Source organism: Pseudoalteromonas sp. MEBiC 03485 (assembly GCF_004195145.1).
In the GTDB taxonomy this organism is placed as follows: domain Bacteria; phylum Pseudomonadota; class Gammaproteobacteria; order Enterobacterales; family Alteromonadaceae; genus Pseudoalteromonas; species Pseudoalteromonas apostichopi.
Window position 1 is genome coordinate 554,125 of the sequence record NZ_SGBT01000002.1, and the last position, 19,630, is coordinate 573,754.

General features: G+C 42.1%; 12 protein-coding genes. 7 read left to right on the forward strand and 5 right to left on the reverse strand.

Annotated features, from left to right (window positions below; translation table 11 throughout):
- Positions 1-227 precede the first annotated feature (227 nt).
- Complete coding sequence (locus EVU92_RS19270) at positions 228-2,306, forward strand: TonB-dependent siderophore receptor (RefSeq protein WP_130052774.1); 2,079 nt, start codon at positions 228-230, stop codon at positions 2,304-2,306.
- Positions 2,307-2,351: 45 nt separating this feature from the next.
- Here EVU92_RS19270 and EVU92_RS19275 read toward each other — a convergent pair whose 3' ends face one another.
- On the reverse strand, positions 2,352-4,532 hold the full coding sequence (locus EVU92_RS19275; RefSeq protein ID WP_130052775.1) for a PHB depolymerase family esterase: 2,181 nt from the start codon (positions 4,530-4,532) through the stop codon (positions 2,352-2,354).
- A 221-nt stretch (positions 4,533-4,753) separates the two neighbouring features.
- On the reverse strand, positions 4,754-6,730 hold the full coding sequence (locus EVU92_RS19280; RefSeq protein ID WP_130052776.1) for a ligand-gated channel protein: 1,977 nt from the start codon (positions 6,728-6,730) through the stop codon (positions 4,754-4,756).
- A gap of 118 nt (positions 6,731-6,848) precedes the next feature.
- Between EVU92_RS19280 and EVU92_RS19285 the strand changes: the two genes are divergently transcribed.
- Positions 6,849-7,757, forward strand: coding sequence for a LysR family transcriptional regulator (locus tag EVU92_RS19285; protein ID WP_130052777.1), 909 nt, complete (start codon positions 6,849-6,851; stop codon positions 7,755-7,757).
- Between the two features lie 43 nt (positions 7,758-7,800).
- On the opposite strand, the gene EVU92_RS19290 is transcribed toward EVU92_RS19285, so the two are convergent.
- The 3 genes from EVU92_RS19290 to EVU92_RS19305 form a co-directional block, all read right to left on the reverse strand.
- A complete protein-coding gene (locus tag EVU92_RS19290) occupies positions 7,801-8,418 on the reverse strand; it encodes a LysE family translocator (RefSeq protein ID WP_130052778.1) in 618 nt (205 codons plus the stop codon).
- A gap of 239 nt (positions 8,419-8,657) precedes the next feature.
- Positions 8,658-9,755: a beta-lactamase family protein gene (locus tag EVU92_RS19300; RefSeq protein ID WP_240701338.1), complete on the reverse strand. Its 1,098-nt coding sequence runs from the start codon at positions 9,753-9,755 to the stop codon at positions 8,658-8,660.
- Positions 9,756-10,090: 335 nt separating this feature from the next.
- Positions 10,091-12,544: a prolyl oligopeptidase family serine peptidase gene (locus tag EVU92_RS19305; RefSeq protein ID WP_130052780.1), complete on the reverse strand. Its 2,454-nt coding sequence runs from the start codon at positions 12,542-12,544 to the stop codon at positions 10,091-10,093.
- 162 nt (positions 12,545-12,706) lie between these two features.
- Between EVU92_RS19305 and EVU92_RS19310 the strand changes: the two genes are divergently transcribed.
- The 5 genes from EVU92_RS19310 (at position 12,707) to EVU92_RS19330 (ending at position 19,598) form a co-directional block, all read left to right on the forward strand.
- Positions 12,707-13,714, forward strand: a complete 1,008-nt coding sequence (locus tag EVU92_RS19310; RefSeq protein WP_130052781.1) for a LacI family DNA-binding transcriptional regulator — start codon at positions 12,707-12,709, stop codon at positions 13,712-13,714.
- A complete protein-coding gene (locus tag EVU92_RS19315) occupies positions 13,711-14,931 on the forward strand; it encodes a glycosyltransferase (RefSeq protein WP_130052782.1) in 1,221 nt (406 codons plus the stop codon). Before EVU92_RS19310 ends, EVU92_RS19315 begins: the two co-directional genes overlap by 4 nt.
- 149 nt (positions 14,932-15,080) lie before the next feature.
- Entirely contained in the window at positions 15,081-16,307 is a 1,227-nt protein-coding gene (locus EVU92_RS19320) for a threonine/serine exporter family protein (protein ID WP_082401625.1), read from the forward strand.
- 123 nt (positions 16,308-16,430) lie between these two features.
- The gene (locus EVU92_RS19325; protein WP_239977938.1) at positions 16,431-18,671 is read left to right on the forward strand and encodes a tetratricopeptide repeat protein; all 2,241 of its coding nucleotides are present in this window, start codon (positions 16,431-16,433) and stop codon (positions 18,669-18,671) included.
- A gap of 138 nt (positions 18,672-18,809) precedes the next feature.
- Positions 18,810-19,598 carry a hypothetical protein gene (locus tag EVU92_RS19330; RefSeq protein WP_130052783.1) on the forward strand — a complete coding sequence of 263 codons (789 nt, stop codon included), beginning with the start codon at positions 18,810-18,812 and terminating at the stop codon, positions 19,596-19,598.
- Positions 19,599-19,630 lie beyond the last annotated feature (32 nt).

Genomic DNA, 19,630 nt, shown 5'->3' on the forward strand with positions numbered 1-19,630 from the left:
TTATCAAGGCGCCTCAGGGCGCTTTTTTCATACCCAATTAGTAAACTTGCCTTTTCATATACACAAAACTCTTTGACATAATTTGTTACATTTATTTGTATTAATATATCACCTTCACCTCAAACAATGATGATAACCATTATCATTTATGATAACTTACCCGCGATTGTTTCCTTATTAAAAACAATAACCCTATAAAAATTTGCTAAATAACACGCGGAGATAAAATGAAATTCACTCAGTTGCCTATTGCAACCGCTATTCTTTGTGCACTATACCCTCAAATCAGTTTTGCAGAACAAACGGCTGACGTAGAGGCTAACCTCGAAAAAATCGAAATTGTGGGTATTCGACAAAACCGTATTAGTGAAGGCGCTACAGGTTTAGCACTTGAAATTGATGAAACTCCGCAATCAATCAGTGTGATCTCTGCTGAGCAATTAAAAAATTATTCCGCATTTAATATCAATGATGCTTTACGCTTAGCGCCAGGTATCAATGTTGAAGAATGGGAAACCAACCGTACTAACTATACATCACGTGGTTTCGAAATTAAAAATACACAAATCGATGGGGTTGGCTTACCGAATGACTGGGGTATCGTTACCGGCGCAATGGAAGCATACGGCTATGAAAAAATTGAAGTTATTCGTGGTGCCAATGGCTTACTTACCGGTGTAGGTAATGCATCGGGTACTTTAAACTATGTGCGTAAGCGCCCTAAAAACGAAAACGGCGGCGAATTCGGTGTCTCTATTGGCTCATGGGGTTTTAAACGTTTACAGGCTGATTACTCATTATTGCTGACAGAGTCTGGTAGTTGGGCTGCTCGCTTTGTAGCTGCCGCAGAAGATAAAAAGTCATACCTTGATGGCCTTGAGAACAACCGCGAATTTTTCTCTGCGGTGGTAGATGGTCAGCTTACAGATAACTCAACTGTTACTTTAGGTTACTCATATCAAGACGCAGATACCGATGGCAACACCTGGGGCGGTCTAGTTTATAACTACACAGATGGTTCGCAAGCTAAATGGGATGTCAGCGACACAACCACCCAAGAGTGGACAATGTGGGACACCATTAACACCTCTGCATTTGTTGAATACAACTATGTTTTTGCAAACGCATGGCAGCTTCAAGCAAGCTACAACTTCCGTGGTTTTGAAGAGCAAGACAAACTTTTTTATGCCTATGGCACTATTGATAAAGATACTAACCTTGGCTTAGTCGGTTCTCCTGGTCGTTACGACAGCGAAGTAGATGCTGATTTATTTGAAATTAAAGCATTTGGTGCCTTTGAAATGTTTGGTAAAGAGCATCAAGCAAGTTTTGGGATAAGCCATGCAAAAAGTGATGATGTGATGTATCAACACCCGTTTGATTTTGCAAATACACCAGCTTATGGCCCAACGCCTGCGTTCCCATACGATTTAGATGCGATCCCAGAGCCTGATTGGTTAACGCCAGTTCTGTATTCAGATATTGAACAAAAGCTAACCCGTTACTTCGGCTCTGCTCAGTTAAATATTACTGATAAACTATTCACCGTAGTTGGTTTTAACACTATTGAATTTGAGCGCTCAGGCATGAATGCAGGTGCATCGATTGATAATGACGAGAGCGAGACTAGCCCATATGTCGGTTTTACCTATAAGTTAAACGACGATTTAAACCTATATGCAAGTTACTCAGATATTTATCAGCCACAAGAGCAAACTGATTTCAATGGCCAATACTTAGCACCAACTAAAGGCACTAACTTTGAAACGGGGGTTAAGGCTTCTTGGCTTGATGATGCCCTGATGACAACGTTTGCCTACTTTACTGCTGAACAAGATAACTTTGCACAATACGCAGGCCTGACTGAAGATGGTATCTACTACTATGAAGGCGTGTCTATTGAGTCAAAAGGCTATGAATTTGAAGTCACAGGTAAAATCACCGACGCTATGAATATCGTCGCATCTTACACGCATATTGATGTAACTGATGAAAATGGTGATGACACCAACAAATGGGCGCCTCGCGATGTTGTCGGTGTAACAGTAGATTATGCATTAACAGACGCAGTAGTTGTTGGCTTAAATGGTCGTTGGCAATCTAAAATTGAAAGCACTGATTACAATGTTAAGCAAGGTAGTTACGCTCTGCTAAACGCCTTCGCGCGTTGGAATATTAATGACCAAGTTGCAGTACAAGCTAACGTTAATAATATTACTGATGAGCAGTACATCAATAGCTTACAAACCGTAGGTTATTATGGCGCGCCAACAAACGGTAGCCTAACTCTGACTTATAAGTTCTAAACGCTGATTAGAAGAAGTGTCGCCCGTATGGGCGACACACATCTATTAATTAGGGCAATTACCTAACTCGTAATACCCCGCACTAGTTTGCGCTAAAGTACTGGTATAAAAGGTGTTATAAAGACCTAGGTTATCGCCCGAGCCCACCGCAAAGGCGTAAGAGCCATTCGTGGTTGCGCGGTTTGCTTGCACATGCGCATAGTTGCTTGAGGTAGTTTCAGTGCATTGGTAATCACCATTCGGTGTTGAGTCACACGCATCACCCACACCATCTGCATCACTATCTAACTGTTCACTATTGGCCACCAGCGGGCAGTTATCTAGGCTATCACTGACACCATCGCTGTCGGAGTCACTTGTTTCACCATCAGGTGTACTGTCACACACATTTCCGATACCGTCATTATCGTTATCGGCTTGATCAGCATTCGCTACATTTGGGCAATTATCTATACCGTCGAGCACACCGTCGTTGTCTGCGTCATTATTAGGTTCTGTGGTGGTTTTACATGCCTGTAACGGCCCTGCACAACTAGAATCATCATCAGCTATCCACTGACATTGATTTGTACCCGCTGAATATTCACGCATAGTAAAAGCAGCGGTACCAAACGCTAAATAACAGGCAGAATAACCCTCGCCCCAGCTAATATGGCCTTCGTTGATATGAAGATTGTAATCGCCTGTCACGCCAGCATCGATGACAAAATTAATGCTATCTGTTGATGTCAACGCAGTATCATCGCTTGCGGTGATCACTGCAGTATTATTGCCACCTGCTAGATTGCATTGCTCAGCAAAATACTCAAGCCCATTCACTGTAGCAATCACATCACCATTACTAAAACTGACCACTACGGTACTTAAGTTTTGATTATCATCAATCACCGTGCCCGTTACTGTAGCGCACTGCCCGTTTACACTAGCAGCAATATCACTAAGTACCGGTGCTGTAGCCGCAGGCTCTGGCCCAACGCGTACCGTAAGATTAACTTCATCACCTTGTTTCGCTTCATTATCTGTGGCACTGACACGCACTTCATAAAGACCATCAGTGAGTGTACTTGTCACTCCGTTAAAGGCATTATTCGCATCGACTTGCACGTTGAGTGACTCAATTAAGCTTGGCACACCACCAGCTAGGCTATACACGTTAATATCAACATTGGTTACACTGCCTTCTTGGTCGATTGCGCTTCCTGTAATGGTGAGCTGGTTATTACTGTCTGAGGCATTTAAATTACTAATTTCAGGGCCTGCATTACGATCAACTCGTTTATTATTAGCCGCAAAGTACTCACCTAGATAAGTAGCAAAATTAATACTGTTTGCAGCAACATAATCGCCAGACGCGCCTTGCCCACCCGACCACGAGTGATCCAAATTATTAAACCACAGCATAGCAACCCGATTATCTTGCCAAAGTGATTGCTCGGCAGTGCGTGTTGCATCATCACCTATTGTCGTCGTACCTGAAAGTTGATTAACCCCATAAAGGGCAGCAAAACCATCTGCGTTTTGCTGGTTATAACAGGTATTTACTGTGGTATCGGCAGTACCGTGGCCAATCACCGCTATTTGTGTGGCAAAGTGATCTTTATAACTGCCAGCATAGCTTTCACAGCGAGATACAAAGGTGTTTTCAGAAACCGTTTCACAGGTTGAAATCGCCCCACTTGAACTTGTGCCGATGGTTGGCCCAGCGCTTGGAGCAACCCCTGCAAATACATCAGGCGCTACACAAGCTGTTTGTGCAGCCATTGCCGCCCCAGATGATAAACCTGCAATATACACTTGTTTAGGGTCAATATTACGGGCTGAATCACCACTTAATGCATTGGCTAAATTAATCAAATTCTTATAATCGCCAGAGCTGCGATTGATTGTCCCTTGCCAATATGACCAGCAGCTATAACCTGCTTTATTCATTGCATCAGGGACTGCTATCACCATGCCATGAGCTTCAGCTGCATCTTCAAGGTTAGCCGTTAAGTAGTTATTGATAGGCTGTACACAGCCATGTAGCACCAGCATCAAAGAATGGCCACTGCCTATGCTTGATTGCGTATCAGGAGTGTAAATATGAACATTATTAAAACCGCCAATGCTGACATTTTGTTGCCAACTACCAGCAAAGCTTGGTTGTGAGAAAATAGCAGCACAGAACACTGCGAGCGAAGTAAACGACGCTGATTTTCGTTTACATGATTGTGTTACTTTTTGCATATATCGCCTTTATAGTCATTATCATTGTTGTCTGTCAGTTGATGACTAACCCAATGTAGTAGAACTATCTAAAAAGCGAACTATAACTATAGTGCTATACGTTAATTAAAATATAACCCTAAGATATCACATCTGAATTTATTGCTTTTTACGAAACTAAACCCTATTCCATTTACAAAGCCAACGCAATACGTTGGCTTTGCTTTTACTATGGTATGCGGTTAAAAATTAAAACCTAGAGATACCCAATAACGGCGGCCATCTTCAACATAGCCGTATTCACCTTCGGTAATATCTTTATCAAATAGATTATAAACACCAAAACCTAACTTAATGCTGCGGCTTAAATCATAGTTACCACCAATATCAGCCAAGGTGTAATCTGGCGCAATTAAGCTACTTTGTGACGGGCCTGTTGTCGGTTGGCTTTCTTCACCGCGGTAATGAACACGCAGCCACGTGCCTAGTTTATCAACCGGACGCCAATTAACTGAAGTTTGTAAAATATGCTTAGGTAATTGGTTAAGTGGGCTGCCTTTGTATGCACCGGTTTTTTGCTCAGAATCGGTGTAGGTGTAATTGGCACTTACATCAAGCTCACTGGTAATGTCATAAGATACTGATAACTCAAAGCCTTGCGTAACGGCTTCATCCACATTGACATAGGTCGTTGGCATTGAACCAAACTGGTTTGGTCCATCAGCACACTGAGTGAGTGGGCACGAAATACGGGTAATTTTATCTTCAAACTCGTTGTAAAAAACCGTGCTTGAAAGCGATAAATCACGGCTAGCATCATAGTAGATACCCATTTCGTAGTTTACAGATTTTTCAGGGCTTAAATCTGGGTTACCATAAATATTGCCACCTCGGCTCACTTGCCCCCACGCAGCGGTAGATTGACGAATATTCGGCGCTCTAAAGCCTGTTGAGATACCCCCTTTAACCGTCAACGACTTAGCTGCTGTATACACACCATATAAACGTGGGCTGAAATGACCTGAAAAATTGCCATCATGATCATAACGAAGACCGCTAGTGAGTTTAAACTGCTTCGTTGCAGCCCACTCATCTTCTGCAAATACTGACCACTGCTCGTTCTCAACATGCGTTAAGTCACTAATCCGGTTACTGGTGTAATCGTCCAGCTCTTCTTTTAAATATGACGCACCAAATGCAGCATTATGATTGCTAAATGGTAAAGTCCAGCTTGTTTGCGCATCGGTATTTTCGACATACATTTCGCGAGAGGTATTATCGAATTTATCGTACTTTAAGTAACTGCGTGATGAGCCAAAATCATAAAAACCATTATGACTTAGTGAGTAGCTTTCTTGGTCGTACTCTGTGGTTGATGACTCTGGGCAACCATTACGGCCACAACTTTCACCTTGAGCTAAAGGCGCAACTGTTTTACCTAATGTTTCGTCGAGTTTTTGTTTTGCAGAACCTACTTCGAGCATAATTTCATGGTTATCAGAGGGCGTTAAAATGAACTTAGCTTTAATATTGCTCTGCTCTTTACCACGAAAGCCTGCTTCAAAATCGTCTTCGTCACGCTTTGAAAACTGACCCGATAGCTGCATACCTAATAACTCAGGAATTAGACCACCTGCAGTAAAGAAACTGCCTTGATTGATATCACCCGAGTCACTTGATTCTTGAATAGTGCTGTCTAAGCGTAGTTCACCGTACCATGTTTCTGGTGTTTTACGGGTAATAATATTGATAACACCACCAATTGCATCTGAGCCATATAGTGATGACATAGGACCACGGATAACCTCGATACGCTCAATCGCTGAAATAGGTGGAGTCCATGCGCCTTCAACACCCGGTCCATCACTATTTGGCCGAGTTTCACGAGAGGATTGACGCTGGCCATCTATTAAAATCAAAGTATATTGACTAGCCATACCGCGAAGGCTGATATCTTTTCTGTCGCCTCCGCCTGTGACCACCACACCGGGTACATCGGTCATCGCATCAGTTAAGTCCCGGTAAAAACGCTTTTCAAGCTGCTTACGATTAATAACGCTAATGCTTGCTGGTGCCTCTTTAAGCATTTGCTCGTAACCGGAAGCCGATACGACTATTACTTCCATGTCTTGTTTTTTGTCATCAGCGTATGCAAAATGGGAAATACCTGCTAACACAGCAGCGGTGAGTGGTAAAACAGAAGAAACAACCCTCGTCATAATAATACTCCGTGACTTTTTATTTATAAATGATAATAATTAGCATTTGCATACTAATGAGAAGTCCCGATTTTCACAATTTACGATTTCTTAAAACTGAATTAAGAAGGCCTGAACTATGAATTCCAAGCTGATAAAAACATTACGTGTATTTTCTCGTACTGTTGAAACAGGCAACATGAGTAGCGCAGCTGCTGAATTATCGATGACGACATCGGCTGTCAGTCAACACATTAAGCAATTAGAACAAGAAATCGGACTAAGTCTATTTAATCGCAGCCCGCGTGAGCTCACTCTAACTGAGGCTGGTCAGCTGTATTATCAAAGCTGTTTAAAAATGCTGGCACTTGCTGATCAAGCCAGTACGCAATTACAGAATTTACAAAATAAACCGAGTGGTGAGTTAAAATTAGTGGCTCCCGTGGGGTTTGGGGGTGGGCTATTAAGTGAACCATTGGAGCGCTTAATCAATGAATTTGATGATTTACGTATTCAGTTAATTCTAACAGATGAGCCTATCGATATGATCAAATGCGGCGCTGACTTAGCGATTGCCATTGGCCCGTTAACTGACTCTAACCTTGTTGCTCGTAAGTTAGCAACTTGGCCGTTAAAGCTATGTGCCCATAAAGACCATGCGATTAGCAAATTAGATGAAGCCAGTTGGGAAGATCTTAGCAAGTTTGCGCGTATTGCACATAGCAACGCCGACAGTAATGCGTTTAACCCGTTAACGCTGGCAAGCAAGCCATTACCGAAAGCGAAGATCACTGTAAATAATATGCAAAGCTTAATTAAACTGGTGTGTGATGGTGTTGGCTATGGCGTGTTACCAGAGCCAGAAGTAAGGCATTTACTAAAATCGAAAGAACTGGTTGAAATAGCGCCGGAATGGGCAATGCCTAATTACACTGTTTATGCGGTAACACCAGCCAGAGACAGCTTAGCGGCAAAAACAAAAACCGCCATTGATACTCTGAAACTGTGCTTTAACCATGTGTCAAAGCAAGTCGAATTAGTTGATTAAGACTCAACATGGATAATACCAATTTGCAGTATGCGGATGGGTATTATCCAAGCGCTAACCAAACGCCCACGCACATCATTAGCGCACCAGCAATACGGTTTAACCACTTCACATTGTCGCCTTTATCTAAAAACAGCCTTAAGCTCTTTCCGCCTGTAGCGTAAATCAACATACAGATAAATTCGCTCAACATAATAATGCCCACTAACACAGCAAGCTGTGGGGCAACTGCTAAATCAACATTGATAAATGGAGGCAGTAAAGAAATCATAAATGCCCACCCTTTTGGGTTTGCAATAGCAGTAATATAACCTTGCGAAAACAATTGCCCACGGCCAATTTGTTGCTGTGCATCATCCTTAGGTTTGAAGCTGGTTTTAGCGCGCCACATATTAACACCTAAGTATATTAAGTACGCGCCACCTAGGTATTTTAAAAAGGCAAATAACTCAGGGTAATTAAGCATAATACTGGCAACCCCAATCACCGCTGCAATGGCCACCGTGGCAACGCCTAACACCTCACCGACCATCATCCAAAGCGTACGCCGAATACCCACACTCATCCCTAACGTCATGGCGAGCGTCATACACATACCAGGTGTAATTGAAACAAAGAAAAAGGTCGGAATAAAAACCGCGAGTACTGCTAAATCGAGCATAAATGCAATCACATGTTTATAGCTAAAAAAGAGAAAGCGATTAAATCACATTCACTTAAATAAGCAAACAAACACGCGATTGCTAACAGGGTTATAAAAACATACCGCCCATGCCTATGAATATCGTCTACTCAAATAGACGTCACTTACCAAGGCGCACTCGCGTTTTTATTGATTGGTTAAGCGAGCAGTTAAAACCGATTACGCAGAGCTAAGATGGTTGCTATGTGCGCTTCAGTTTAACTACCTTTAATTACAGACAGCAGAAGTTGATCAATTTCATTATTCACTCCACCAACGCTGCTATTGTTTAAAATTACATAACCAATATTTTTATCTGTCACAGAGCGAGTTAATGATGTCCAGCCTCTATTAAACCCTGCAAAACCTAAACTATTATTCTCAGAGTCTATGACATAGCTCATACTCCATCGCCCTCCTGTATGAGGCTGAGCTTGAATCATATTTGCTATAAGCTGATTTGATAAAATATTTGAACCAATGTAATTACCTTGCTCATTCTTTAGCACTGCCTGATTAAACTTAGCTAAATCATCTGCAGTTGTTATAAAGCCAGCGGCAGCAGTTTCTGTAAAATACACCATCGCTGTTTTGTTGCCATTCTCATCGTAAGGACTAGCCAGCATTGCTGAAGAAACACGGTTGATATCAAACGAAGAATTCGTCATTCCGAGGGGTAAAAGAACGTTTTCAGTCATAAAATTACTGAAAGATTGATTAGTCAGATCTTCAATTAACAGCTGAACTATCGTGTAACCACCACCTGAATAAGACCATTTAGTGTCAGGCTCATGAATAATTTTAACGGCTCCCCCCCCTGTGTTATTGCCTTCTAATGACTCTACAAGAGTAGGTAATGGATCTTCAGCGCTCCATCCATTGTACCCACTTAATGAAAGCCCTGATGTATGAGAGAGAATATTACGTAAAGTTACCTTGTTAGCATCAAACTGAGAACTCGGTATTTTCCAGCTTTTTAAGTAATCATTAATTGGTTTATCAAGTTCAACTTTACCTTGTTCAACTAGTTTCATTGCGCCCCAAACTGTAATCACTTTAGAAATAGAGCCAACATTGAATAAAGTTTTGTGTGTGATTGGAGTTCTATTTTCAGCGTCAGCATAGCCATAATAATATGAACCAACCACCTCTTTCCCTTGAACAATCGATATAGCAACACCACGCGCTTTGCTTTTTTCAAGAATTAAAGGGACCTCTTTATCTAGCACTTTAGAAAATTCTAAACTTTTAGTTTGTTTTGCATGTAATGAGCAAGACGATATTAAAAACAATATTAGAATTATAAACTTATTCATGAGCATCCTTGTTTTGTAACGACCTCATCAAAGGCCTGTTTTAGTTGGCTAAAATTAGCTGGGTATATAAAAACTTAGCGATTTGTATCTTCCCTTCAAGTGCTGTTCACCTGCTTGTTCATCAATGTAAGTACGTAGACTAGTTACACTATCAAAAATAATGCTTGCTGGTAACTGGCCTGATTATTAGTCCACTTCATGACTTTAAATGTGCGCACATGAACAATATTTCCTCTTATTTGCTTACCGTTTATCTACGAATAAGAATATGCAAGTAGGCAATACAAAAATCCCCGCTTAAAGGGCGGGGATTTTTTATAAGAGTAATTTTCTAATTACTGAGTAACGCCTTCAGCGGCAACTGGCTCTGCTGGTTTTTCGTCACTTAATAAGTACTTATCTAACCACTGCTCTTGCTCCCAAAGCACATGCAGCAAGCTCTTACGAGCACGATAGCCATGCGCCTCATAAGGTAACATCACTAAGCGGGCTTCTTTACCTAAGCCTTTTAATGCAGCGTACATACGCTCACTTTGCATTGGGAAGGTACCCGAATTGGGATCTTCTTGACCGTGGATCATCAGCATAGGCTCATTGATTTTCTCAGCGTGGAAAAATGGTGACATAGCCGCATACACATCTTGTGCTTGCCAAAAGTCACGCTCTTCACCTTGGAAACCAAATGGCGTTAGGGTGCGGTTATAAGCACCACTGCGGGCAATACCGGTTTTAAATAAATCGCTATGGGCTAATAAGTTCGCCACCATAAAGGCACCATAAGAGTGACCAGCAATGGCAATTTTGTCTTTATCTGCGACACCTTTTTCTACAAGCACGTCTACCGCAGCCTTGGCACTTGCTACCAATTGTTTACGGAATAAGTCATTTGGCTCTTTCCCGTCAACACCCACAATTGGCATTTTCGGGTCGTCAAATACGGCAATACCTTTTGCAAGATAAGGCATTGGCCCCCAATAACCGATATAGGTAAATTCATACGGCGACTCGCGCATTTGTGACGCAACAGCTTTATCTTTATATTCTAGCGGATAAGCCCACATTAGAACCGGTAACGGGCCTTGAGTTGAATCATAACCCGGCGGCAAATAAAGCGTACCACTAAGCTCAACGCCATCATCACGCTTGTATCGAATTAACTCTTTAGTCACTCCTTTAAATTCTGGGTAAGGGTGCTCAAAGGTCGTAAGTTGAGTCAGGGTTTTATCGTCTAGGTCGCGAATAAAGAAGTTAGGTTGCTCAGTTTTAGATTCGCGAATAGTAATTAAACGCTCGCCTTCGTCATCAAGCATGGCACGTATACGTTCATAGTATGGCGCTTCTGATTGCCAAACGCGTGTTGTGGTATTGGTCTTTACATCATAACGGTCTAAAAACGGAATATTGCCTTGTTCAGATGCACCGTTACCGCGTAAGAAAAGATAACGCCCGCCAACGACTTTTAATACGTCAGCGCCTAAATCATTCTTTTCATATATTGGGTAACCTGGATCTTTGTAGGCATCGTTATAGCTACGCTCAGAAAATAGCACTCGGTTTTTATCTGCATTACGTGGTTGAATAACAAATGTGCGAACTTGTCGGTCGCTAAAGCGCCATTCAGATAACAGAGCAACATTGCCATTACCCCAAGTAATTGAATCAAATCGGCGTTCAACTTTAGCAAATAACTTAGCATCACGTTTAAAAGGTGCTCTTAGGCTATAAAGGTGATCGTGATAAGGCACGTCGGTTTTCATATCGCCGCCGTCTTGTGCTTCTGCCCAAATTACCTCAGCCCCTTGATCTGCTCGCCATTGAAAATCACGGCGACCAGTGCGAACACTGTCATAGCCTTGTGGAATGTTATCAGCTAAAGGCTGCTTAGCAAGCTCTGCTAACGTATAGCCACGCATGCCCCAAATTTGCCAAGTAGCTGCAAATCGACTGTAAGGCACTTGATACGAAAATGGCTCATCAATCATGCCAACCAAAATATTGGTTGAATCTGGTGAGACAGAAAACGATTTAATTAAGCCCGGCTGACCAATCGGTTGACCTTGACCACTGAGCGGAATATAAGTCAGCTGGCTTTGGGCAAAGAACTTAAATTGCGCTTCATCATAAGGGCTTGTTAGTAAGTTTTGATATGTACGGGCAGGCGCTTTTTCACCACTACTTTGTTGAATAACCGGCACAACCTGCGAGCTGTCGTTGCTTAAGCGAGCTTTACCTATATTGACCGCTGCATTAGCAACAATGGCGCTGCTATCTGGCAACCAAGTATAAGGTGTGCGAGTTAACACTGAATTAAGAGGTGTATCACTTAGCTGGCGGGCTTGCTTAGTACTTACATTATAAACCCATAAATTAGCACTCGATGCTTGCTCAACGACAAACGCCAAGTATTGACTGTCGCTTGACCAGCTTGGTGAGCGTAAAATGCCATTTGGCAAACCAGATACAACAATTTCAGAACCGGTTTCGACATGTTTAAGCACTAACGACGTAAACTTATTTCGTACTCGTGAGCGCGAAAAATTAGCAGGATTAAGCTTAATGCCCGCAAGTTTTAGCTCTTCTTTGGCTAAATCTTGTAAGGTATCGATGCGTTTTCTATCAAATAATGCCAGCCACTCGCCATCATTTGATAAATAACTACTCGGTGCAAGCTTAGCGTCAACCACTGCAGCTAGCGCAGGCGATGGAGTTTGATAACCTTGATTAGCAAAACTGGGTGTGCAAACAGCTGCGCCAATAACTAGCGCAAAAAGCAGTTTAAATGCTTTCATGTTCGTTCCTTTTTCGTTTTTATTTTCGATTCTGTAAACAAGTAGAACATGTTTGCAGCATTTCATAAAGAGTTTCGACCCTTTTGGCAGCCAATCAGTGACTTAAACAGCTAAATTACGCTAAAATAAAAGCACTCTATTCGCCACTTTTTGCTAATAAAAATGAAAAAATCGACAGGCAAAGTCACAATTTGGGATGTTGCTGAACAAGCACACGTTTCAAAATCAACGGTGTCTTTGGTCCTTACCAACAGTGATAAGGTCAGTAAAAAAAGTAAAGAAAAAGTACTGGCTGCCATTGATAAGCTTGGCTACGTGTATAACCGTGATGCTGCAGCACTTCGTAGCAAGCGCTCAAACTTAGTCGCGCTGGTTATAAATGACTTAACCAACCCTTATTCAGCTCAACTTGCTGTTGGACTCGAAAAACACATCTTTGAGCTTGGCATGCTGCCAATGCTGGTGAATATTGCGGAGTCTGTCGAAAGGCAAACTCAAGTGGTGAAAACCCTAAAAGAATACAACGTATCGGCGTTTATTATGTGCCCGGCTCCGGGAACTAAGCAACAGTGGCAAGATGATTTAATAAATAGTGGTTTTCCGGTTATTAATATCATGCGTGAAATTCCATTTTCAGCAGCACCCTGTATTTTGCCTGATAACAAAAAAGGCACACATATTTCGACCAGCCATATTTTATCGCAAGGTATTGAAGAGGTAGCCTTTTTAGGCGGCACGGCAGAAATATCTGATTATCATGAACGTTTAAGTGGTTTTTTAGCTGCGCTTGAGCAATTTAATATCACTGACGAAAAACCCGTTATTAAGGCACCGACAAACCGACAAGGTGGCCGTGAAGCCTTTAATACCCTTATAAAACAAGCACCGAATACCAAGGCCATTGTCTGTTTTAATGATGTGATTGCTTACGGCGCGATTGAAGCTATGCGCCAACACGGCCTAGAGCCGGGTAAAGACATTAAAGTTATTGGCTTTGATGACTTAGAAGATTCGCGCTTAATGTTGCCCTCTCTTTCAACCATCGCCATTAATGCCGATGAAATCGGTAAACGCACCTGTCAGGTGCTAAAAGAACTATTAGATAAATCAACACCGCCAGTTCGCACCTTGGTGGATGTTAACTTAAAAATACGAGACTCAAGTCAATGAAAAAAGTGTTAGTGATCGGCTATGTATGGCCAGAGCCTAATTCGTCGGCAGCCGGCACCCACATGATGTCACTCCTGCGCGCCTTTCGTGCAGAAAACTGGCAAGTTGAATTTGCCAGTCCTGCGCAAAAAACCGAACATATGGTGGAACTCAGCGAAGATGGCATTACCACTCAGGTAATTGCATTAAATTGCTCTAGCTTTGATGAGTACGTGCAAGCGTATAACCCTGATATTGTGATGTTTGACCGCTTTATGATGGAAGAACAGTTCGGTTGGCGAGTCGATAAATACTGCCCTAACGCACTTAAGATTCTTGATACAGAAGATTTACAGTGTCTAAGAAATGCCCGTCACGAAGCTCATAAAGCAGGCCGGGAATTCAGCCAAAGCGATTTACACAGCGATATTGCAAAACGAGAAATCGCCGCAATTTTGCGCTCAGATATCAGCTTAATTATCTCGCACTACGAGATGCAGTTACTCAATGACGTTTTCAAAGTCGATTCTGCCCTACTTCACCATTTACCATTTTTGGTTGATTTGCAGCATATTCCCACTAGCACCAAAACATTTGCTGAGCGCAAACACTTCATGACTATTGGTAATTTTCGTCATGCGCCAAACTGGGATGCAGTGTTGTACTTACAACAGATTTGGCCGCTGATCCGCAAACAATTACCCGATACCGAACTCCACATTTATGGCTCTTACCCGCCACCAAAGGCAACAGCGCTTAACAATCCAAAAACCGGATTTTTAATTAAGGGCTGGGCAGATGATGCCTATAAAGTAATGGAAGATGCCCGTGTGTGTTTATCGCCACTGCGTTTTGGGGCTGGTATTAAGGGTAAGTTACTCGAAGCGATGATCATGCATACGCCGAGCGTAACAACCCCTATTGGTAGTGAAGGCATGCATCAAGATGAGCCATGGTCAGGCGCAATCTGTGAAGATGCACAGCAATTTGCAGATGCTGCAGTAGCACTTTATCAAGATGAAGCGTTATTTACTCAGGCACAGCAAAATGGCCAGCAGTTATTGCAAAAATATTATGATAAATCAAAACTTCAGTCGCAGTTAATCGCTAAAATTACCGCCATTAGTGAGTCATTAGCGCAGCATAGACAGCAAAATTTTACCGGCCAAATGCTTAAACATCACACCATGCGTTCGACCCAATACATGGCGCAGTGGATTGAAGCAAAAAATAAGTAATTTTGCCGTAAATAACACTAGACATAGCGGCTTTTGTCGCTAAAATCGCGCTGGTCAATTTAAGCGATATAGTCTAGCTATTAGACTATATCTTATTGAATTTTGGTCTATCCTTAACTGAACAATTTAACCTTTGGTTCAAAACGCCTTTGAAAACCGCAACGTTTACTGAAAAACGAAAATTTATCGTGAAGCTTGGCAAAATGCTTCATAAATACGGTACACCTGCATACCGACTAGAAGCACACTTAATGGAAGTTGCGACTTACCTCGGTTTGAAATCATCTTTTGTTATGTCGCCAACATCCGTGACTTTTGTGATCTGGACTGATGGCCATGAAGAAGAGTACACCCATGTTGCGCGTGTTGATCCAGGCGATCATGATTTAGGCTCGCTGGCAGATACCGATGACCTAGTAAACAAAATGCTAAATGGGGAGCTGACGTTACAAGAAGTCGATAAACAGCTCGATATTATTTACACTATGCCGAACCCATATAATAAATTTATGACCGGCGTTGCGTTTGCAACCTCGGGTGGCGCGTTTGCAATGTTGATGGGTACCAGTTGGAATGATGTTTTTTGGTCAGCACTCATTACCTTAGTTGTGTATTTATTTGTGCTTTGGTCAACGCGTTCTAAGCGTGTTGCACATATGCTTGAACCATTAGTTGCCATTGTATCGGCGATTATAGCCTGTGCTATTAGTGTCTATATTGATGCCCAAATTAACATACGACTGGTGGTACTTTCAGCCATCATTGTGTTTATACCCGGCTTAGCATTAGCCCTCGGTTTAGCAGAGTTAGCAGCTAGGCATTTAGTGTCTGGTACAGCTCGGGTTATGGACTCATTCATGCTGCTGTTTAAGCTGTATTTTGGTGCTTTTATTGGTATCGGTATTGGTTTTGCTATTTTTGGCCAAAGTGACTTTGTGCAACCCGAGCCTTTACCTAAATGGACGGCTTGGCTAGCTATTTTCATGCTATGTAGCAGCCTAATCGTCATTTTTAGAACCAAGCTAAAGCATGCTGTTTGGTCTATTGCATCTGGCTTTATAGCGTATGGTACAAGTATTGGTTCAGCCATGTACCTAGACTACACATTAGGCACATTTGTAGGCGCATTAGCCGTGGGCGTTTTTAGCAACTTATTCAACCGCGTTGTCAATGCTCCAGCCTCCATTGTAGCTATGCAAGGTCTGATCGTATTGGTACCAGGTAGTAAAACCTATATTGGTTTAAACTCACTGATAGAAGGCCAAGATTTCGTTTATGCAGACCATATTGGCCAGCAAACCTTTTTGATTTTCATGTCTTTAGTGGCGGGGCTTATCTTTGCTAACGTCGCGCTGCCACCGAAGAAAAGTTTATAACTTACTAAGCCCGAGTTTCTCGGGCTTTTTTACGCCCTCGTTTTTATAAGCCGACTTTGCTTATCAGCAACAAACTGATATAACTCTTAAGTGCATGTGGTAAATATAAAAAGGATTTATTCAGTGATAAGATTGGCTTGGCTGTTATGCAGCTTTTTCGCCTTTAATGCGTTTGCAGAACCCCAGTGTATTAACTGTCATCAAAGCCAAGTTGAAGACTGGCAAACATCCCATCATTTTCATGCTATGGAAAAAGCCACTCCCACCTCGGTGCTTGGTAATTTCAATGAGCAAACCCTTAACTACCAGGGCCAGCAAGCGCGCTTTTATCAACAAGACCAACAACTTTTTATAAGCATGCCAAACCTAGATGGCAAGCAGACTGACTACCTTGTTTTATACACATTTGGCTATGAGCCATTGCAGCAATACATGTTTGATATGGGCAAAGGCCACATACAACTATTTCCCTTTGCGTGGGACTCACGCAGTAAAACAGACGGCGGGCAGCGCTGGTTTGTACTGCATCCTGAGCAGAAAAAGCATGACCTATTTCATTGGTCGCAAAAAGGCCAAAACTGGAATCATATGTGTGCTGATTGCCACTCAACTGATTTCAAAAAGCAATTTGACCTTAAAACGAATAGCTTTGATTCAAGTTACTCAAGTATTAACGTGAGCTGTAAAGCGTGTCATGGCGATACACAAGCTCATTTAAAATGGGCTGATGGCGATAGCAGCATTGCTGATAAGGGCTTTACTCATAATATTAAAAAGCAAACCCCGCTTTTTTCTCAACAAGCCGATGGCAGGATGCAAAGCGTACAGCCACTTGTAAAAAGCGATCAGGTACAGGTGTGTGCAACGTGTCATGCTCGGCGCTCACAGCTTGATGACCGCAAAGACCCACATAGTTTTTTACAACACTTTCAAGGCTCATTACTCACTCCTGAGCTTTACCATGTTGATGGTCAAGTATGGGATGAAGACTATGTATGGGGTTCATTTTTACAAAGTAAAATGTTCAACGCGGGGGTAACCTGTAGTAACTGTCATAACCCTCATTCGGGTAAATTAAAGCTACCGGGCAATCAAACCTGTACGCAATGTCATAGTCATGAGATGTTCGATACACCAAAACATCACGGCCATAAAATGGCAAGTATGGGTAGCCAATGTGTCGATTGTCATATGCCCGCGACCACCTATATGCAAGTAGACGCCAGACGTGACCACAGTTTTCGAGTACCTCGCCCAGATTTAACATTAAAAACCAATGCCCCTAATGCGTGTAATAGTTGCCATGAAGATAAAACACCACAATGGGCCGTCGCAAAAATGAAAGACTGGCATCCAAATTCAAAACATCTTGGCACTGCGCATTTTTCTGAGGCGTTTTATGCGGCAGATAACCGCCTGCCTAATGCGTCAACTATGCTGACTAAAATAGTGCAAGATAAAAATTTTCCTGAGATTATCCGTGCATCAGCACTGAGCCGTTTAGCAGCAAGTCCCGATAATAATGCCGTTCTTGCGATTGCTCGCTCAGTAAAAGACAGCGAGCCCTTAAAGCGTCAAGCTGCGATTGAAGCAGCGATGCCGCTTGATATAAACCAGCGCTGGCGCCTGTTAAACCCATTGCTTGATGATGAGCATTTACCAATCAGAACCGAAGCCGCAAGAGCTCTGTCGGCCATGTTAATTCAACCGTTTCCGGCCGGTCTTAATGTGCAAGACAGTAAACGGTTAAATGCAGCGCTTGATGAATACAAAGGCCTCCAACAATACCAAGCCGAGCGCGGCTACTCACATACCAATTTAGGTAATCTTGCGCTCACATTACAAGAACCAGAGCAAGCCAAAGCACATTACTTACAAGCAATCAGTATTGAGCCTATTTTTGCTCCTGCTTATGTTAACTTAGCTGATCTATACCGCAATCAAGGCGATGAGAAGGCAGCACAAAAAATCTTAAAACAAGGCTTAACGGTTAATAAAGAAAGCGCCGATATTCATTATGCCCTCGCCATGAGCCTTATTCGCTCCAAACAAAAAGACATAGCACTTACACATTTAAAAAAAGCTGCCCAGTTCGCAGAAGATAATGCAAGCTACCAGTATACTTATGCGCTGCTGCTACAAGATTTAGGTAATATGCCAGCAGCAATATCAGCCCTTGAGCGTGCTTTTAATCTAACACCGAATAACCCTGATATTAGCTACAGTTTGGCGCAGTGGTATGTGGCAGAAGAGAACTACAGCCAAGCGTTGTTTTATGCAAGAAATCTCGCTCGTTTAGTACCTGGCAACCAGCAAGTTCAGCAATTTGTTAAGCAACTAGAAATGATGAATAGCATCAATTAATTGATAGTTAGAGGCTAAGAGAAGCTTTTTAAATTTAGCAAGTATTATATGCTTTAGACAATTGAACTCGATTAATAAATAAGCTATAAGTAGCGAAAGAAAGTATATCTATTCTAATATTTTGTGTAAGGACAGCACATGACTTCTCTTCAATTTACTCCACTTATCCTCATTTTCTCAGCTTCATGCTTTGCAACTGAACAAAAAGAAGTACAAGACATGTCTGATCCACTGGCTGTTTATACACAAGCCGGTACCGGTGCGACAAACAAGGGCCTTAATTTTAAAGTGGGTCAAGCATACGATACAGGTATAGCTACAACTGCTGGCATGAATGTTATTGAAGTCAAAGGTATTTATGGTGATGTGCTTGGTTGGGAAAGCGATAGCAGAACGACAGATTCTATTGACTCATTTCGCTTTCGTAATTTCTCGGTTGACTTAAGCTCAATGAGTGCAACACAGATTGATGCTAACTATAACCTCAATGCCAACCTTGTTGCTGACGAAAGCATGGATGTCTCATATAGCTACATTAAAGCCCTTAAACCTATGGGACGCTTTACGTTTTACCCATTAGCTGGAGTCGGTGCATCGCTGGGTGAAAATACCCTAGAAGATGACGGCAGTCGTGACAGTGGTTATTCCATTATGGGTGCATATGGTTTAGTGGGTATGTACGCAAAAATTACTATTAACGATAAAATTTGGCTTAACTACAATCCATTTTGGCTAACAACTATCGGCGGAAGCGATAACTATAAAGATCACTATTATGGTTTAAACCAAAGCCATATTTTGACTCACGAATTTGCAGCCAGTTATCAAATTAACCCACGTATGAATCTACGCTATTTCGCAAACTGGAACGAAAACCTTGACTTCTTAGATGGCGATCATCGTCTCGAATTTAACTATCAGCTATAAATTAAAATGTGAAGTAAAAAGAAACAACAAGG

What these genes read in the sequence shown, in the direction of transcription:
- EVU92_RS19310 (WP_130052781.1), top strand. Translation starts at nt 12,707, where the DNA reads ATGAAAAAATCGACAGGCAAAGTCACAATTTGGGATGTTGCTGAACAA.
- EVU92_RS19290 (WP_130052778.1), bottom strand. Translation starts at nt 8,418, where the DNA reads ATGCTCGATTTAGCAGTACTCGCGGTTTTTATTCCGACCTTTTTCTTT.
- EVU92_RS19305 (WP_130052780.1), bottom strand. Translation starts at nt 12,544, where the DNA reads ATGAAAGCATTTAAACTGCTTTTTGCGCTAGTTATTGGCGCAGCTGTT.
- EVU92_RS19315 (WP_130052782.1), top strand. Translation starts at nt 13,711, where the DNA reads ATGAAAAAAGTGTTAGTGATCGGCTATGTATGGCCAGAGCCTAATTCG.
- EVU92_RS19270 (WP_130052774.1), top strand. Translation starts at nt 228, where the DNA reads ATGAAATTCACTCAGTTGCCTATTGCAACCGCTATTCTTTGTGCACTA.
- EVU92_RS19300 (WP_240701338.1), bottom strand. Translation starts at nt 9,755, where the DNA reads ATGAATAAGTTTATAATTCTAATATTGTTTTTAATATCGTCTTGCTCA.
- EVU92_RS19330 (WP_130052783.1), top strand. Translation starts at nt 18,810, where the DNA reads ATGACTTCTCTTCAATTTACTCCACTTATCCTCATTTTCTCAGCTTCA.
- EVU92_RS19285 (WP_130052777.1), top strand. Translation starts at nt 6,849, where the DNA reads ATGAATTCCAAGCTGATAAAAACATTACGTGTATTTTCTCGTACTGTT.
- EVU92_RS19280 (WP_130052776.1), bottom strand. Translation starts at nt 6,730, where the DNA reads ATGACGAGGGTTGTTTCTTCTGTTTTACCACTCACCGCTGCTGTGTTA.
- EVU92_RS19275 (WP_130052775.1), bottom strand. Translation starts at nt 4,532, where the DNA reads ATGCAAAAAGTAACACAATCATGTAAACGAAAATCAGCGTCGTTTACT.